The sequence below is a fragment of the Roseovarius pelagicus genome, from assembly GCF_025639885.1.
Lineage (GTDB): Bacteria > Pseudomonadota > Alphaproteobacteria > Rhodobacterales > Rhodobacteraceae > Roseovarius > Roseovarius pelagicus.
Genome location: NZ_CP106738.1, coordinates 2683764 through 2699572, shown reverse-complemented (window position 1 = coordinate 2699572; position 15809 = coordinate 2683764). Strand labels below are relative to the sequence as shown.

The 15809-nt window shown below is 59.3% G+C and carries 19 protein-coding genes; 9 read left to right on the top strand and 10 right to left on the bottom strand.

The genetic code is table 11. From position 1 onward, the window contains the following. Window positions 1-103: 103 nt before the first annotated feature. Entirely contained in the window at window positions 104-1582 is a 1479-nt protein-coding gene (locus tag N7U68_RS14435) for a FliI/YscN family ATPase (RefSeq protein ID WP_263047264.1), read from the bottom strand. Between N7U68_RS14435 and N7U68_RS14430 the strand changes: the two genes are divergently transcribed. From N7U68_RS14430 to N7U68_RS14390, 9 genes are read left to right on the top strand one after another with little or no spacing between them, the layout of a single operon-like run. Then, complete coding sequence (locus tag N7U68_RS14430) at window positions 1572-2057, top strand: FlgB family protein (RefSeq protein WP_308446143.1); 486 nt, start codon at window positions 1572-1574, stop codon at window positions 2055-2057. The genes N7U68_RS14435 and N7U68_RS14430 overlap by 11 nt on opposite strands. Window positions 2058-2080: 23 nt before the next feature. Beyond that, entirely contained in the window at window positions 2081-2470 is a 390-nt protein-coding gene (gene flgC, locus N7U68_RS14425) for a flagellar basal body rod protein FlgC (protein ID WP_263047263.1), read from the top strand. Window positions 2471-2493: 23 nt separating this feature from the next. Next, a complete protein-coding gene (gene fliE, locus N7U68_RS14420) occupies window positions 2494-2784 on the top strand; it encodes a flagellar hook-basal body complex protein FliE (protein WP_263047262.1) in 291 nt (96 codons plus the stop codon). Between the two features lie 3 nt (window positions 2785-2787). Further along, on the top strand, window positions 2788-3057 hold the full coding sequence (locus tag N7U68_RS14415) for a flagellar biosynthetic protein FliQ (protein WP_263047261.1): 270 nt from the start codon (window positions 2788-2790) through the stop codon (window positions 3055-3057). Between the two features lies 1 nt (window position 3058). Beyond that, on the top strand, window positions 3059-3778 hold the full coding sequence (locus tag N7U68_RS14410; protein WP_263047260.1) for a flagellar hook-basal body complex protein: 720 nt from the start codon (window positions 3059-3061) through the stop codon (window positions 3776-3778). A gap of 9 nt (window positions 3779-3787) precedes the next feature. Continuing rightward, window positions 3788-4573, top strand: a complete 786-nt coding sequence (gene flgG, locus N7U68_RS14405; RefSeq protein ID WP_263047259.1) for a flagellar basal-body rod protein FlgG — start codon at window positions 3788-3790, stop codon at window positions 4571-4573. Then, complete coding sequence (gene flgA, locus N7U68_RS14400; RefSeq protein WP_263047258.1) at window positions 4573-4989, top strand: flagellar basal body P-ring formation chaperone FlgA; 417 nt, start codon at window positions 4573-4575, stop codon at window positions 4987-4989. The genes flgG and flgA overlap by 1 nt, the downstream gene beginning before the upstream one ends. A 3-nt stretch (window positions 4990-4992) precedes the next feature. After that, a complete protein-coding gene (gene flgH / locus N7U68_RS14395) occupies window positions 4993-5730 on the top strand; it encodes a flagellar basal body L-ring protein FlgH (RefSeq protein WP_373322928.1) in 738 nt (245 codons plus the stop codon). Between the two features lie 14 nt (window positions 5731-5744). Next, complete coding sequence (locus N7U68_RS14390) at window positions 5745-6263, top strand: flagellar basal body-associated FliL family protein (RefSeq protein ID WP_263047256.1); 519 nt, start codon at window positions 5745-5747, stop codon at window positions 6261-6263. Here N7U68_RS14390 and N7U68_RS14385 read toward each other — a convergent pair. The 9 genes from N7U68_RS14385 to N7U68_RS14345 all read right to left on the bottom strand — a co-directional run bounded on the left by N7U68_RS14385 (window position 6235) and on the right by N7U68_RS14345 (window position 15800). Next, entirely contained in the window at window positions 6235-6666 is a 432-nt protein-coding gene (locus N7U68_RS14385; protein ID WP_263047255.1) for a hypothetical protein, read from the bottom strand. The two genes, N7U68_RS14390 and N7U68_RS14385, sit on opposite strands and share 29 nt — an antisense overlap. Further along, on the bottom strand, window positions 6663-7748 hold the full coding sequence (locus N7U68_RS14380) for an EscU/YscU/HrcU family type III secretion system export apparatus switch protein (protein WP_263047254.1): 1086 nt from the start codon (window positions 7746-7748) through the stop codon (window positions 6663-6665). Before N7U68_RS14380 ends, N7U68_RS14385 begins: the two co-directional genes overlap by 4 nt. Further along, on the bottom strand, window positions 7748-8521 hold the full coding sequence (locus N7U68_RS14375; RefSeq protein WP_263047253.1) for a flagellar biosynthetic protein FliR: 774 nt from the start codon (window positions 8519-8521) through the stop codon (window positions 7748-7750). Before N7U68_RS14375 ends, N7U68_RS14380 begins: the two co-directional genes overlap by 1 nt. After that, complete coding sequence (gene flhA / locus N7U68_RS14370) at window positions 8518-10605, bottom strand: flagellar biosynthesis protein FlhA (RefSeq protein WP_263047252.1); 2088 nt, start codon at window positions 10603-10605, stop codon at window positions 8518-8520. Before flhA ends, N7U68_RS14375 begins: the two co-directional genes overlap by 4 nt. A gap of 3 nt (window positions 10606-10608) precedes the next feature. Continuing rightward, window positions 10609-11439 (bottom strand): transglycosylase SLT domain-containing protein, encoded by an 831-nt coding sequence (locus tag N7U68_RS14365; protein WP_308446142.1) that lies wholly within the window; start codon window positions 11437-11439, stop codon window positions 10609-10611. 108 nt (window positions 11440-11547) lie between these two features. Continuing rightward, on the bottom strand, window positions 11548-13839 hold the full coding sequence (locus tag N7U68_RS14360; RefSeq protein ID WP_263047251.1) for an amino acid adenylation domain-containing protein: 2292 nt from the start codon (window positions 13837-13839) through the stop codon (window positions 11548-11550). Next, entirely contained in the window at window positions 13839-14708 is an 870-nt protein-coding gene (motA, locus tag N7U68_RS14355; RefSeq protein ID WP_263047250.1) for a flagellar motor stator protein MotA, read from the bottom strand. Before motA ends, N7U68_RS14360 begins: the two co-directional genes overlap by 1 nt. A 70-nt stretch (window positions 14709-14778) precedes the next feature. Continuing rightward, the gene (locus N7U68_RS14350; protein WP_263047249.1) at window positions 14779-15390 is read right to left on the bottom strand and encodes a MotE family protein; all 612 of its coding nucleotides are present in this window, start codon (window positions 15388-15390) and stop codon (window positions 14779-14781) included. Further along, the gene (locus tag N7U68_RS14345) at window positions 15390-15800 is read right to left on the bottom strand and encodes a hypothetical protein (protein WP_263047248.1); all 411 of its coding nucleotides are present in this window, start codon (window positions 15798-15800) and stop codon (window positions 15390-15392) included. Before N7U68_RS14345 ends, N7U68_RS14350 begins: the two co-directional genes overlap by 1 nt. Window positions 15801-15809: the final 9 nt, after the last annotated feature.

The following is a 15809-nucleotide window of genomic DNA, read 5'->3' as shown; positions in this document are numbered from 1 at the left end:
CTGCCGATGCTGACACCCGACCGCTCATCGGCGACCGACGATGGCATGCTCGGTGCGACCTCCGCTAGCCGCAGGCGTATCAGGCCTGTCTGGTTTTCTGACATCAACCAACGCCAGGCAGTTCGGCAGCGCCGGGCTCGCGTTGATCCGCTGTCACACCGGGGCCGACCTCACCGCCTCTGCTGGAAACTCTTTGACTGCCCTCCGGGCTAGCCACTGTTTTGTGCGCCATCTTCTTGGACGCAGGAAGCGCGCGTTTTGCGCCCGCACGGCGCAGGATCAGGGCGAGCCGGTCAAAGCTGTTCTGGCATGATACTGTCTCCTGCTCTGCCAGAAACGCATCCAATTCGGCCCAGACACGCACCGCCATGTCCAAATGCGGGTCCGACCCTTCGACATACAGCCCGGCACGCAACATCGTCTCGGATCGGTTATAGGCTCCTAGCAGATTGCGGGCTTGCGCGATCAGTTCGTTTTCAGCGGCTGTCGCCGCCTCGGGCAGGCTACGCGAAACAGACCGCAACAGATCAATCGCCGGGTATCGGCCGCGCTCGGCAATGGCGCGATCCATGACCACGTGCCCGTCCAGCACACCCCGCAGGATGTCAGCGATCGGTTCGTCCATATCTGACCCGGCGACGAGCACACTAAACACGGCCGTGATCGCCCCCTGCCCGGCGGCCCCCGGTCCGGCCCGTTCACATAGCGACATGATGGTATGGGATGTCGTGGCAGGAAATCCGCGCAAGCTTGGCAGCTCGCCCGCAGCCGTCGCGACTTCGCGATGGGCTTCTGCAAACCGTGTAACTGAGTCTGCCAACAACAGCACCTCGTTACCCTGATCGCGAAAATGTTCCGCAACACTCATCGCTGTCCATGCGCAGCGCCTGCGCACCAGCGGCGAACGATCCGAGGTGGCAGCGACAACGATCGAGCGTGCCATCCCCTCTTGTCCGAGAACGTCCTCGATGAATTCACGCAATTCGCGCCCGCGTTCGCCAATCAGCGCAAAGACCACCACATCCGCCTGCATGTGCTGTCCCAAGTGGCCCAGGAGGCGCGATTTTCCGACACCCGAACCGGCAAACAGACCTACCCGCTGTCCCCGCACGATCGGCAGCAGCGTGTTGAATGCAGCCATTCCCGTCTCAAGCCGCGCGCCCAATCGATTACGTTGCGCAGGCGCGGGCGGGGCCGCGTATAATGATCGGCTATCCACACCGCGCATCAACGGACGGCCATCCAGAGGGCGCCCATGCGGATCAATCACCCGCCCTATCCAGTGATCCCCCGGCGCAATCTGCGCCGCCCCGTGTAACTGTGCCGGATCCCCCAATGATACTCCCGCGGGTGTTTCGTCAGGCAACATGGTCACAGCGTCCTGCGCCAGCTGCACCACTTCCCCCCATAGCGCGCCACCATCGGTACGCATTACGCACAGCCGATCACCCAGCCGCGCCGCGCCAGCAAGCCCACGAATGTGCAACACCGCGTCGGATACCGATGTCACGCGCCCAATGATCCGCGCGGCGCGCAAATCAGATATTTCTGCCCCAAGACAGGCCAACCCAGTGTCATTCATCGAACTCTCCGCAAATCTTTTGAAAACAATTTCTAAAGGAATCACGGTTAAGCCTTGGTTGAAACCGATCGAGGAAGAAGTCCCGATGTTCGAAAAACTGGAAATTTTCCGCATGGCCCACGCGATGGCCACCCATGCCGGGACACGACAAGCAGTGGTCGCCCGCAATATGGCCAATGCTGATACACCCGGCTACGCGGCCCGCGACATCATCTCTTTTGCCGACGCATATCGCAGTGAGGCGGCTGGGTTCGCGCTGCGTGCCACCCGCACATCTCATTTCGGGGGCATGGCGCAGAAAATCGCGCCAGAATCATTCGCCGTCCCTGACCAAGAAAGCGACCCGAACGGTAATTCGGTCTCGCTTGAACGTGAAATGCTTCGCGCGGTCGATGTCAAACGCCAGCATGACCGCGCCATCGCCATCTACCGTTCCAGTATGTCGATACTTCGTACTGCCGCGAGCCGTCGCTAGTTCTCCGTAAAAAAGGACTTATTATGAGTGACTTTTCAGATGCCCTATCGCTTTCCTCCAGCGGACTGCGCGCCCAGACCCAGCGCCTGCGTCATGTGGCCGAAAACATCGCCAATACCGACACACCCGGCTATCGGCGCAAATCCGTGTCATTCGACACCGCGATGACCGGCGACACGCCCGGCACCGTCGAGGCCGGTCGGGTACGGCTCGACCGCAGTGATCTGGTGCAGATTTTTGACCCCGGTCACCCGATGGCAAACGAAAGCGGTCACTATGACGGATCGAACGTCAATCTGGTGATCGAAATCGCCGACGCCCGAGAGGCGCAACGCAGTTACGAAGCGAACCTCAAAATGTTCGATCAAGCTCGGCAAATGTCCTCCAGCTTGATGGACCTACTCCGTCGTTAAGCAACCCAGAAAGGAATTCCAGAATGGATATCCAAGGCCTAAGTTCCGCCCAGAAATATGCAGCGTCTCGCCCCGCCACCGCGCCCGAACCGGGCACCGGCGGGGCAGGCAATATGGCCGCGAACCTCGCGCGCGACTTTGCCACCACGCTGCAAGACACCGAAGCCACCGCCAAGGCTGCGATGACAGGTCAGGCCGATCCACATGCCTTGGTCCAGGCACTGGCCCAGACCGAGCTGGCCGTCGAAACCGCCGTAACGGTCCGGGATCGCGTGGTCGAAGCCTATCAGGAAATCCTGCGTATGCCGGTCTGAACGATGCACAACGAAGTCGTATTTTTTGACACGATGCGTCAGGCGCTATGGGTCGCGGTCATCGTCTCGGTGCCGATCTTGGCCTGCGCGCTCGTGGCCGGGCTGACCGTGGGTCTGTTTCAGGCACTCACATCGATTCAGGAAATGACCCTGACCTTCGTACCCAAGCTGGTGGCAATCGTCGCGGTGTTCTGGGTCTCGATGGGCTTCATGACCCAGACGCTCGTATCGTTCTTTCAGGATCGCCTGATCGCACTGATCATCGGAGGGTAAGATGGATACCATTGGCTACACCACGCTGACCCGGCAATCGGGGCTGATGCACGAGATGCAGATCGTAGCGAACAATATCGCCAACGCCGCGACCACCGGATTTCGACAGGAGGGACTGGTATTTTCGGAGCATGTCACCCGGATGCAGGGCGGCCCATCGCTTTCGATGGCGAGCGCGCAGGTGCGGCACACTTCCATGTTGCAGGGCGCGCTCACGCAGACCGGCGGTACACTCGACTTCGCGATCGAGGGCGACGGTTTCTTTCTGATCGAAACGCCACAGGGCGAACGTCTTACCCGCGCGGGTAGTTTCGCTGTGTCCGCCGAGGGCGATCTGGTTACGAACAGCGGCTATCGCGTGCTTGATGCAGGCGGTGCGCCGGTCTTTGTGCCGCCCGACGCCACCGACGTAAGTGTTGCCGCTGATGGCACGGTCAGCGCGAATGGCGCCCCTCTGACGCAAATCGGTCTGGTGATGCCGACCGATATGAATGGCCTCATTCGGGAAGATGGCGTCATGTTTCGATCGGAAGGTGGGATAACCCCCGCCCCTGACGGGCGCATCCTGCAAGGGTACCTAGAGGGTGCCAATGTTGATCCGGTCAGCCAGATCGCCCGGATGATCGAAGTGCAACGCGCCTATGAGATGGGCCAAAGCTTTCTCGACGCCGAGAACGAGCGCCTCCGCACCGCCTTGCAAACCTTTATTTCCTCACGATAGGAGCCTGATATGCGTGCCCTTAAAATCGCGGCCACCGGTATGGCCGCCCAGCAGATGCGGGTCGAGACGATCTCGAACAACCTCGCGAACATGTCCACCACCGGCTATAATACACGTCGAGCTGAATTTGCCGATCTGCACTACCAGCAGATGACGCGCCCCGGCACTGTGAACGCCGCAGATGGCACAGTGCTCCCGACAGGTGTTCAGCTGGGTCTTGGCGTCCGGCCCGCCGCCATTTCTGTGCATCTAGAACAGGGTTCGCTTTCAGCTACCGGTGGGGATCTGGACCTTGCGATTGAGGGCAATGGATACTTTGAAATTACTCTCCCCTCAGGTCAGCCTGCATATACGCGTGACGGTGCGTTCAAACGATCTGCCGAGGGGGTGGTTGTCAATTCTGATGGTTTCACCCTCGCACCAGAGATCGTAATTCCCGAGGATGCCCGCTCGATCTCAATCAACGGCGCGGGCGAGGTCTATGCCTATTTTCAGGACACGGCCGAGGCACAGCAATTGGGGCAGCTCAATCTCGTCGGTTTCACCAATGCCAAAGGACTGGAAGCGCGCGGTAGCAACCTGTTTACAGAAACCGAAGCCTCAGGCCCGCCAATCACGACCACGCCCGGACAGGACGGGCTTGGTACAGTCAGACAAGGGTACCTGGAAGACAGCTCTGTTGATCCAGTGCGCGAAGTCACAGAACTTATCGAAGCCCAACGCGGGTACGAGCTGAACTCCAAGGTGATTTCCGCTGCCGATCAGATGCTCGGTGCGACAACACAGATTCGCTAATGCGCATCCCCCTCGTTCTTTGGTTGCTCTACGCATCCCCGGCATGTGCCGACACGATTGTCGCCACCCGCACGATCCGCGCACAGACGCTCATCACTGCGCAGGACATCGTGGCAAAAGATGCCGACATTGTCGGTGCCATCAGCGATGCCAGCGCCATCATTGGCCAAGAGGCACGCGTCGCTCTCTATCCCGGTCGCCCTATTCGGCCCGGCGATATCGGCCCGCCCGCAGTGGTCGAGCGCAACCAGATCATCATTCTGGTGTTCGATCAGAGCGGAGTCACCATCTCTACCGAAGGTCGTTCGCTATCACGCGCAGGCCCAGGTGAGCGCATTCGCGCAATGAACCTTGCTTCGCGCATCACCGTTTCCGGCCATGTCCTGCCCGATGGTCGCGTGCGTGTCACACATTAAGGAATGACTTACATGATCCGCCCAGCATTCTGCCTTTCCATAATCGCCTTGCTTGCCGCGTGCGAACGCGCGGGTCACATCGGGAAGCCTCCTGATTTCACTGCTGTTTCAGACAGTCCTGAACATGCGGCGATGTTCGGTTCCGATCTTCCTATCACGACCGAGCGGCACCGAAAGGCCGACGAGGCATCGCTGTGGACGGCAGGACGCAAGTCGCTCTTGGGCGATCGTCGCGCAATCCGGCGTGGTGATATTCTGACCGTCGTGATCGAGATTGATGACGAGGCCGAAATATCAAATTCCACCTCGCGCTCGCGCAGCGGATCCGAAACCATGGGAGTGCCGCAACTGTTCGGTATCCCACAGCGGATCGACGGCGATCTACCGGACGGTGCCAGCATGGCCGACGCTGTCTCGATCAATTCCTCCGGCCGTTCCGGCGGCGATGGCTCCGTCAGCCGTCGCGAAGAGCTGACCCTGCGCGTCGCTGCGACCATCATGCAAGTGCTCCCCAATGGCGTGCTGTCGATTCAGGGCAGTCAGGAAGTTCGGGTAAATTTCGAAATGCGCGAATTGCTGGTCACGGGCTATGTCCGCCCCGAGGACATCTCGCGCCAGAACGAAATCACTTATGACAAGATCGCCTCGGCACGGATTTCCTATGGCGGACGCGGGCAGATCACCGACGTACAGCAGCCCCGGATCGGTCAACAGGTTCTCGACGTCATTTTGCCATTCTAAAGGAATATGTAGCGATGATGAAGAAACTGCTTCCCATAATCTTGTTGCTGATCGGTATCGGTGGTGGCGTCGGCGCGGGCTTGGCGCTGCGCCCGGCGCAGATTCCGGGCGAGACGGATGACACCGAAAATATGACCACTGAGGAACACCCTGAGCAGAAAAGCCCCACGGATGATGGCCATGTCGACACCGATCATGCCAACACCGATGGCGTGGCATTCGTCAGGTTGAACAACCAGTTTGTCATTCCCGTTGTCTCGCCTGACAGGGTAGAGGCGCTGGTGGTCATGTCTCTCAGCATCGAGTTGGCCAAGAACCAGCCCGAAGCCGTATACGAGCGCGAGCCAAAGCTGCGCGACAAGTTTTTGCAGGTACTTTTCGAACACGCCAATATGGGTGGTTTCGACGGTGAATTTACTGATGCCAAGAGATTGGACACCCTCCGTGCGTCCTTGCTTGAGGTCGCTCAGCATGTGGTCGGTGCAGAAGTCACAAGCGTATTGATCACCGATATCGCGCGTCAGGACAGATGATCATCTGAGCGGCCCGCGTGGCCTCCTCTCGTGTCGCCTGTGCCTTGTCTCTTGCCCTGCGCGCGTCGTTGATCAGATGATCCATCGCCACGTTGCGGCCAAAGGCCCGGTGCAGAGCGGCCATTTTATCTGCCTTGGTGACCAACACCCGTGCCAGCTCTGTGTTAAGTCGCGTTCGGGTCCGTCCGACCCACCCCTGCCAGACGATATCCGCCCCCAATGCACGCGGCGCAGCCAACTCGGCCGCGGTCAGATCCAGATTATCCCGCCGGTGCCGGTCCAAATCGCCCAGTGCGCGGCGTAGCTGCGCCTCACGTTGCAGGATATCATGCATCTTGGCCTGCTCAGCGGCGAGCAGCGCATCCGTAATCTGCTGTAAATCCGACAACCCTTGGTTCGTCATTTGCGCGCTCCGGCACGTCGGCGCATCGTCTCGGCAAAGCGAATCGCAGCGGCAACCGCACGATATTGGTCCGCGTCGATCTCTTGACCGATTTCGGTCGTAGCATAAAGCGCGCGTGCTGTCGGAGGATCGTGGCGCACTGGCACCCCATGTGTCACCGCCAGCTCGCGGATCGCCAACGCCATATGATCGACACCCTTGGCAACACATTCCGGGGCCGCCCCTGGCATCCTGCTCCATTTCAGCGCGACGGCGTAATGCGTTGGATTGACCACAACCACATCTGCCTGCGGCACATCTGCCATCATCTGTTCAGCCGCAAACTGCATGCCGCGCGCCCGACGTTCCTGCTTCATATGCGGGTCGCCCTCGTTTTGTTTGTGCTCGTCGCGCACCTCGCGATGCGACATCCGATTGCGCCGCATGTGATCAAAGTGCTGCCAGAGATAATCAACGGCACCGATTGACAGGGCGATCGCACACACCACCATCATGAACTCGATGATCGTTTGCGCCATCAACGCGCCTATACCGCGCGGCTCTGCATGCAACGTGCCACTCATTTCAGGCAATCTCCATTTGAGGTAGATACCCAGCAGAGCAGAGTAGAGTACCAGCTTGGCAAAACTTTTGGCGAATTCAAACAAACCCGATGGGCCGTATTTGTTCTTGGCATTGGACACCGGGTTAAGCCGCGACGCCTTCGGTTTCAGCTTGCTCGGGGCAAAGACCATGCTGCGTTGCGCAACCACCGACAATAATGCGATCCCCGCCGGAAGGGTAAACCACACCAGAAGCCCCAATGAGACCGCCGCCATCAAACTGCCCACCGTCGCGGTCGCAGCGCCACCGAATATCAGCGGCGCAAGCCGATCTGGTTGCTCCAACAAGACGTGAAATACGTTTCCGATCTGCTGAACGGAATACACCCCTCCCGCTAAGCCCGCGATCAGAAAACCGATATAACTCGCTGCAGTGTTGAAATCTGCGGAGCGAACCAGTTCACCTTTCTTGCGCGCCTCGTCCAGCTTGTGCTGTGTTGGCTCGTGGGATTTGTCGGTATCTTCTTCTGGTCCAGCCATCAGCCTGCCCCGAACGGGGTCGCGACATAGCCTTCCAGTGCGGCCATCCACAGGCCGAGCATCATTGGCGCGAGCAGGAACAACAGAAACAACCCTCCGGCGGTGATTACCGGTGCACCGACGAAAACCACCATCAATTGCGGCATGGCCCGATTGATAATGCCCAAAGTAAGGTTGTATAGCACAGAGACGATGACAAAGGGTGCCGCGAGGCGGAACGCCAGCGCAAAGGCGCCCGACACTTGGCGCACGCCCCATTGCGACAATGCAGACGCCTCTGGCAACTCCCCCACAGGGAAGAGTCCATAGGTCGCGATCACCATCGCAGCCACGTGTACATGCAAATCAAGGATCATCGCCAGCGCCATTCCACCCACGACCAGCAGATGGCCCATTGCCGGCAATGGCTCCATTCCGGCGCTACCCAGGATTTGGCTGAGCGAGGTCGCCTGTGCCGCCATTGATCCCGCCGTCTGAAGCGCCATCAAGAACAGCCGCAATCCGATACCGATGATCAACCCGATCACCGTTTCGGAAACGGCAAGCCAGATGAAACCTGCACCATTCCCGAATACGCCGTTGATCTTGGGGCCCACCGCCGGTGCGACAATCACCGTGAACACCAGAGCGAGTGCCAGCTTGATCCTCACAGATACAGATTGCTCTCCAAACCCCGGGAAGAGCGACATCACCGGTCCGACCCGTAAAAAGACCACGGCATGCAGCCACAGAATCTCTTGCGACAGCGCCATGAACGCAGGTAGTTCGCTCATGCCGCAACGACTCCTACCAGCGACGGGCGCGCCTCAAGCCCGATTTCTTCGAATGACAGAACCGGATTGCTGATGCTCTTGGCCGACAGGACCGTGCGCAGGAACCGCCGTCGCGCCGTCGAGGTGACGATCGCCGGGAACACCCCCTGCTCTGACACGCGTGAGACTTCCTCTCCTACCGCAGACGTAAGCGCGTTGAAGAGTTCCGGTGGCAGGGCGACATCCAGTCGGCCACGATCCTGATCAACCTGATAGGTTGTAAACGTGTCCTCCCATTCCGGGGCCAGTTGGATCAGTGGCAAAGACCCGTCTTCACGTTGCAAACCAGCCACCAATTGAAAACCTAGCCGTTGGCGTACGTGTTCGCAGATTGCCTCGGGTGCCTTGTGAATCTGTCGTGCTTCGGCAGTTGCTTCGATGATCAGCGGTAGGTTTCGAATCGACACCTGCTCGGCCAACAACAAACGCAATACCGCGTGTAGCAAATCTGCGGGTACGCGGTCGGGGATCATCTCGTCCAAGAGCTTGCGATTTGCCTCGGCACGTGCGGGGTTCGTCAGATTCACCATCTCGTCCAGCAGACGCCGCATGGCCTTCATCGTCAACAAACGACCCAGATTGCGGCGGATCACCTCTAGCAGATGGGTCGCAAGGATCTCGGTCGGGGCCACCAGTGTCGCCCCGGCCAGCGCGGCATCGTCCTGTCTGCCGGATGCAATCCACCGTGCAGGCGCGCCATACACCGGTTCTTTCACGATCTCGCCGGACGGCATTCCCGCAATGTTGTCCGGATCAAGCAGAAGAATGTGATCACTGCGCAGAACAGCACAGCCCTGCTCAACCCCTTGCACCCGTATGACATAGCGACCGGCAGGTAGTGCGGGATCATCGGTCAGTCGAATCTCTGGCAGGATCACACCATAATGCGTGGCCACATGGGTGCGCATATTCGATATGCGCGCATCCAGACCGGTCCCCGGATCGAGCACCAGACTAACCAGATCAGGCGCAAATTCTACATGGATGTCATCCAACTCGAGGATATCACCCAGCGATTTTTCGACTGGCGCCACATCCCCGTCTTCGGGTGTCGTGCCCGGAACAGGCCGCAATCGGGCACGGCGGTGCAGGATCAACGCCGACGTCCCCAACGCACCGCCGCCCAGTATGAACGGCACAAACGGTAATCCCGGCACCAGTGCAAACAGCACCATCAAAACAGCCACGGTTGCCATTGCCGCTGGGTGACGGCCCAACTGCGCGGCCAGCGCGATGTCCGTCGCGCCTGTCGCACCGCCCCGTGCCAGCAGCAACGCCGAAGCGATCGAAATGATCACGGCCGGGATTTGCGTCACCAGCCCATCACCCACTGTGAGTATGGCATAGGTTTCAAACGCGGCACCCAGCGGCATGTCGTGGACGACGATACCCATGATCAGGCCCATCACGAGGTTCAGCAGCGTGATGAGAAGCCCCGCAACCGCGTCGCCCTTGACGAATTTCGACGCCCCATCCAGTGATCCGAAGAAGGTGGTCTCCAGTTGCTCACGTTCGCGGCGCTCACGCGCCTCTTGGTGATTGATCGCACCGGCGGACATGTCACTGTCGATCGCAAGTTGCTTGCCCGGCATCCCGTCCAGGGCAAAGCGCGCGCCAACCTCAGCCATGCGCGCCGCCCCCTTGGTAATCACCATAAAGTTGACGATCATCAGCACGCCAAAAACGACGAGCCCCAAGAAGACGCTGCCGCCCATGACAAAACTCGCGAACCCTTCAATCACCTCTCCAGCCGCGCCTGTCCCAGTGTGACCTTGGCCAATGATCAGCTTGGTCGAAGAGATATTGAGCGAGAGCCGCAGCATAAGCGAGGTCAACAGGATCGTCGGAAAGGCCGAGAAATCGAGTGGGCGCTCTACAAAGAGGGTAACGGTGAAAATCAAGATTGCCAGCGCAAAGGATGCGGCCAACCCGACGTCCAGCACCCAGGAGGGCATCGGCAGGATCATCATCACAATGATTGCCATCAATGCCAGCGCCAGCAGGACAGTTGGCTGGAACAGGTCCCCGAAACGCAATCCTTTCATGTTTCAGGAACCTCCTACCGTCAGCGCGACCAGTGCAGGCCGCGTCGAATGATCCAGCGGCACCAACGATCCGAACCGTCCCGCCGCACCTGCCGCCTGCAACAATGGATAACTGTTCTGCCGTGTCTGCGATGCCGACACGGCCGCTATCCGCGCAGGCATGGGGCCTTCGACCGTCTTACGAATTCGGTCAAAGCGTGTGCTATAGCGGCTCGCGTATTTCGGCGTCCGCGAATGATAGGCACCCGCCGCGCTGGACCAGTCCCCGGTTTCCGAAAAGAGCTGACTGAGAAAGCGGGCCGCATATGCTGCATTCTGGAACGGGTCGAACATGTCCGCGATCGAACTGAACTGATCGCCGTGCCATTTATAGTTGATTTGAAAGCACCCGACGTCAAAGCTGCGCGCACCGCGCTTATGGTGCTTCACAACATAGGCATGTGCCTCTGTCTCGGTCGCGAACCATCTGCCTGCCCCCTCCATGTTCACTGTCCATGGCCACGGCTCCAGTGCGCCGCCACGCGCGCGCCCCGTCTCAGTCCGGGTAATGGCACGCAAAACCGATAGTGGAACATTGGACGTCTGCGCCGCCTGTTGTGCAGCATGATCACAGATTTTCGCGTCGGCAGACGGTCTTTCCTTCAGATTGGCACTGGCCTTGGTCGGGCCGGTCTGCGGCACCATCGTCAGCACGCTGAGCGATAAGATCAATAACACGCATCGACTGAACAACGCACCCATGGTCCTGCCTGACATGGCATCGGGCAATACCTGCGGCCCAACCGTGGTCAATGGATCATTCGCGCGTCGGATGGTCTGATTGAAGTGTTGCACACTCAGCTCCCCTAAGGTCAGCACATTCTGTTGCTGCCCGGCCAAGCTATTGAGGAGTCGTTTAGATTCGGTAACTTCGCATGGCCTCATGCCCATGCCCAACCACTGTCAGTTGGCGACCTCGTGGGCGACCGGGCGTGTCGTCAAGAGCCCGGATACTGACGCGCGTACTGCTTCACTCGCCGCCAACAATTTGCGGTTGCGGGCCAGTACACTCCCCGCCTCATCCGGCATGGAATCTGGCACGTTGGCGAGTGATGCGACATCCTCATCCCCAAGGGCAGCCACCTGACCCCAATCCTCAGCCTGCATCGCCGCCAATCGCGCCGCGTCGTCCTCACCACCCGAAATATACAGCAAATGTGCCGCCCGATATGCGCCTACCATGCTCTGGGCGCGGGCACGCAACCGGTTCACATCCTCTCCAATCAGCCCGAGTAACGCCACCTGCGCTTGCCTCGGTTTTCGCAATGCCAAAGCAGCCTTTGCACGCAAGAGTTGGCGGTCACGCTGATCAACGCCCTGCACATCTGTGCCCACATACGCCTGCGCCACATCCGCGAACCCAAGCCCAATCAGTCTGGCTGCGACCGCATTCCCCGCGCTGGCTGCCAATTCAGCAACGCTAAACGCGCGCACATGCATCGCGTATCGCAGGAATGTCAGGTCATCAGCGTTGTCAGCGAGTAAAGCCATCACCTTATCAGTCATGCGACGTCGGATATCCTCGGGAACAGTCGGGGTAAGGCGAGCCATATCTGCAAACGCGCGATGAAACGCACCCGTTGCTGCGCTCGCTTCAATATAGGCCCGCGTAAGCTCATGGCCGACCGGGTTATCGCCCTGTTCCTGCGCATAAGCCCCGGCAAGATCCGCCATGTCATGTGGTATCATTCGCCCATCCCGCAGCCGCGCATCAATCTGACGCAAGAGTGCCACAGCCGAACTCTGGCTGTTTGCGGCGACCACATCCGCCAATCTATGATCAGCATCATCGACCCGGTCCGCAGAGAGCTCAACTTCCGCGCGCGCCAGACTATGCGCAGGCGAAGCAGTTTCGTCATCCCGTTCAAGAAGACGCAGAATACGTTCCGCCATTTCAGGCCGATCTGCTGCCGTGAACTTCCGCGCCAGCTGCGGGGCCAGGTATTCCCTTAGATGAGGTGGCAGTCCGTTCGTCGTGCGCAGAATTGCATTGTCATCCGTTGGCGCGCCGGCAGGAAGACGAGAGTAAGAGAGCGCGGACCAGAAAGCAGCCGTTGAATCGCAACTCAACTGCCCGGCAAGCCGCGATCCCTCGGCATCCTCTCCGTCCATGATGCGCGCCAGCGCGGCGGCGATCTCTGCAGGTTCACCTTCCACTCCAGTCGCGCGCAGGACTTGATCGGCTTCCGCTCCGAAACCGTAATGAAGATACAATCGTGCCAGAGCAATTCCAGCCGACGGTACGAATCGATCAAACTCACCCGACAGGCGCGCCCGTGCTGGCCCGATCTGATCAGCGAACCGACCGCCGTCCGCCCATGACTCCACTGCTAACGCCGTATCCGCGAGGCAGACTGTACCAGTTTCGGCTATTATATTGTCAGCTAAAGATGGTAAAATGTCTGCGCCAATCGACGTTTCTGCACGTATCTGCCTCTGTGAATGTGTAGCGCTGCCGGATCGGTCGGTAGTCGCTTTTTCGGGTACGCTTGCATCGGTGGCTCGCTCAGCAGAGGCGGCTAGGGCATTCGAAGTTGGCCAAGGTGCATCCTGTGCTGTCAGCAGTCCCATCGAGGCGGCACGCGCCAGATGCCGGGACAGCTGCAATCGTACCGGTCCCAAATCTGGTCCTTTCTCGGCACGTTCCTCCCCGCGCTCCGACATTTTGCCGTCCTCAGACGTTTCATCTTCCAACACCTCCTCTGACAATAGCGGTGCCAATGTCGCGGCAGCCATGGTGGATGCTATCTGACCGAGCGTCTCAGACAAAGCTGGAGCTTTTGTTGCCCCCGGAACAACAGGGTTGTTCGGGCGGGGGCGCGCATCGCGAACGTCTACGACCAACATGGCCGCCCCATGCCAGAATACTTCGACCTCACATGTACACCCAAGATTGATGCGCAAACCATCGCCACCCTCGGTGTTCGCAATGGCCACTATTCTCTGATTTTGCATTCGCGTGAACACACTGCTGATATCAAACGTCCAGTTCGTCCCGGCGAGGTTCAGCACCCGAACTTGCCCGTCGCTGAGCAGCGTCCACTTCAGGCGGCGCGGCAGATCCAGCACCAGCCGTGAGAAGCCGTCGTGATCTCCGGACCGTACGATAACAGGTGCCGACGTCTGCGCCGGTGCGATGGTGCCAAACATCCAGAGCATTGCCGAACAACCGATCACGAGCCACAGGCGAACCATTATGCCGCCTCCTGCTTGACGGATTTCAGTGCCTCCTCCAGCTCAGAGAAGCTGGGTCTGCGATGCGACGGCGTATTCTGTCGGCCAACCTCAATGCAGATATTGGCGGCATGATTGTGCAGATTGGCCACCAGAACTTCGCGGATTAGTTGGTAAAAATGTGCATCTTCCTCCACCACCGCTTTAAGCTTGGCGGCAAAGGGGCCGACCAGTCCGTATGCCAGAAACACGCCCAGAAATGTGCCGACCAACGCGCCGCCGATCATCTTGCCCAGAATCTCCGGCGGTTGATCGATCGATGCCATTGTCTTGATCACGCCCAGCACGGCGGCCACGATGCCAAGCGCGGGCAGCCCATCGGCGACAGTCTGCAATGCATGACTGGAATGCAATGCGTGATGCAGATTTGCCTCCATCCGCTTTTCCAGAACTTCCTCGACTTGATGCGGATCATCATAATTCATTGAAGCCGAGCGGATCGTATCGCTGATCAGGGCAATAGCTTCCTTGTCTGACAGGATTTTAGGATATCGACCAAAAATCGGGGATTCGTCCGGCGCCTCGATATGCTCCTCGACGGCCACCGGATTCTGCCGTCCCAAACGAATAAGTTCGAACAGGAGACACAGCAGATCGCGATAGTCCGCCTGCTTCCATTTTGGCCCCTTGAACACCTTGGCGATATCCTTGGCTGTGTGCTTTGCCCCGGCAGCATCGGTGCTCAGCATGAAGGCACCCAAGGCGGCACCACCAATGATCATCATCTCGAACGGCAGCGCCTTCATAATGATGCCCAGCTTGCCGCCTGCCGCCAGATAGCCGCCAAAAACCATCGCAAAGATGATTACGATGCCGATGATGCCGATCATTACGTTCTCCGCTTCCGTACCTTGCGCTAGCCTGCCAGCCCGGCGTTAATATTCCTTGACTGCGGGACGATTATTCTGTCGGCACACCTGCATTCCTCCCCGCCAGCACGACGCTGAACCGGTGGGCCGAACCGGGCGTGAGGTTGGCCATGATACCTGCCGCCGCTTCGGGCCGCATTCGACCCAGAAAACCGGCGGCGAATTCGGCATTCATCTCTTCAAAGAGCGCTGCCGCATTCTTCGGTTTCATACTCTCGTACACTTTGGTCAGCCGCGCGATGTCACCTTCTGCGGCGTTGTCGGCCAGTGCGATCGTGGTTCGCAATGCCTCTTCGGCGGCTACCAGCCGGGTCAGTTTACGCTCCACTTCCCGGTCAGCCAGCTTGAGCGCTTGCATCCGCTCTGCCATCGCTGCTTCCTGTGCTTCGATATGGGCTTCACGCGTCTGGAAACGATCCAGCATCAACTGCAAATCCGGGGCCACGTCGCACGTTGAAGCTGCGGTCTGAACGGCATCCAGAGACGACACATCAATCGATGCGTCGGATCGAGCCAGAACCTGACCTGCGTCATGTCCCATCCTCAACATCGCCGAGCCAACCAATAGCCCGGCAATGACCACCAGAGCACCGCGCCCGGCCCTTGCCCCCCGTCGGCGGCGGGGTTGTGGTGGGGTCGTCATCACACTACCCCCGCATGTTCACGTCTGCGAAAGATTGGGCCGGGCGCAGGCGCGACTGCGCGTTTTTGGTCGCCACTTGCCCCGGTATCAGCTGACATTTCGTGTCCCTGAGCAGGAAATTGGTTACCCGGAAGGTCGTGCATAGACGCCACCATCAGTTCCAGCCGCCGGGCCACACCTTCGGCTCGATCAGTCAGCGTTTCCAGTGATTCAGTCGAGGCCCCAGCAGTGCCTTGGGCAGCTTCCAGAGTTTTTGTCAGGTCATCGACCTGCGCCGAAAGGATGGCGACCGCACCCCCGACGCCATTTTCCAGATCGTTGAACCGGCTTAGCCGCCGGGCTAGGATGTAACAGTACAGCCCTGCCCCCAGAGCCCCGGCAACCAGCAGAATATCAGCAATCATTTCCATTTTACGTCC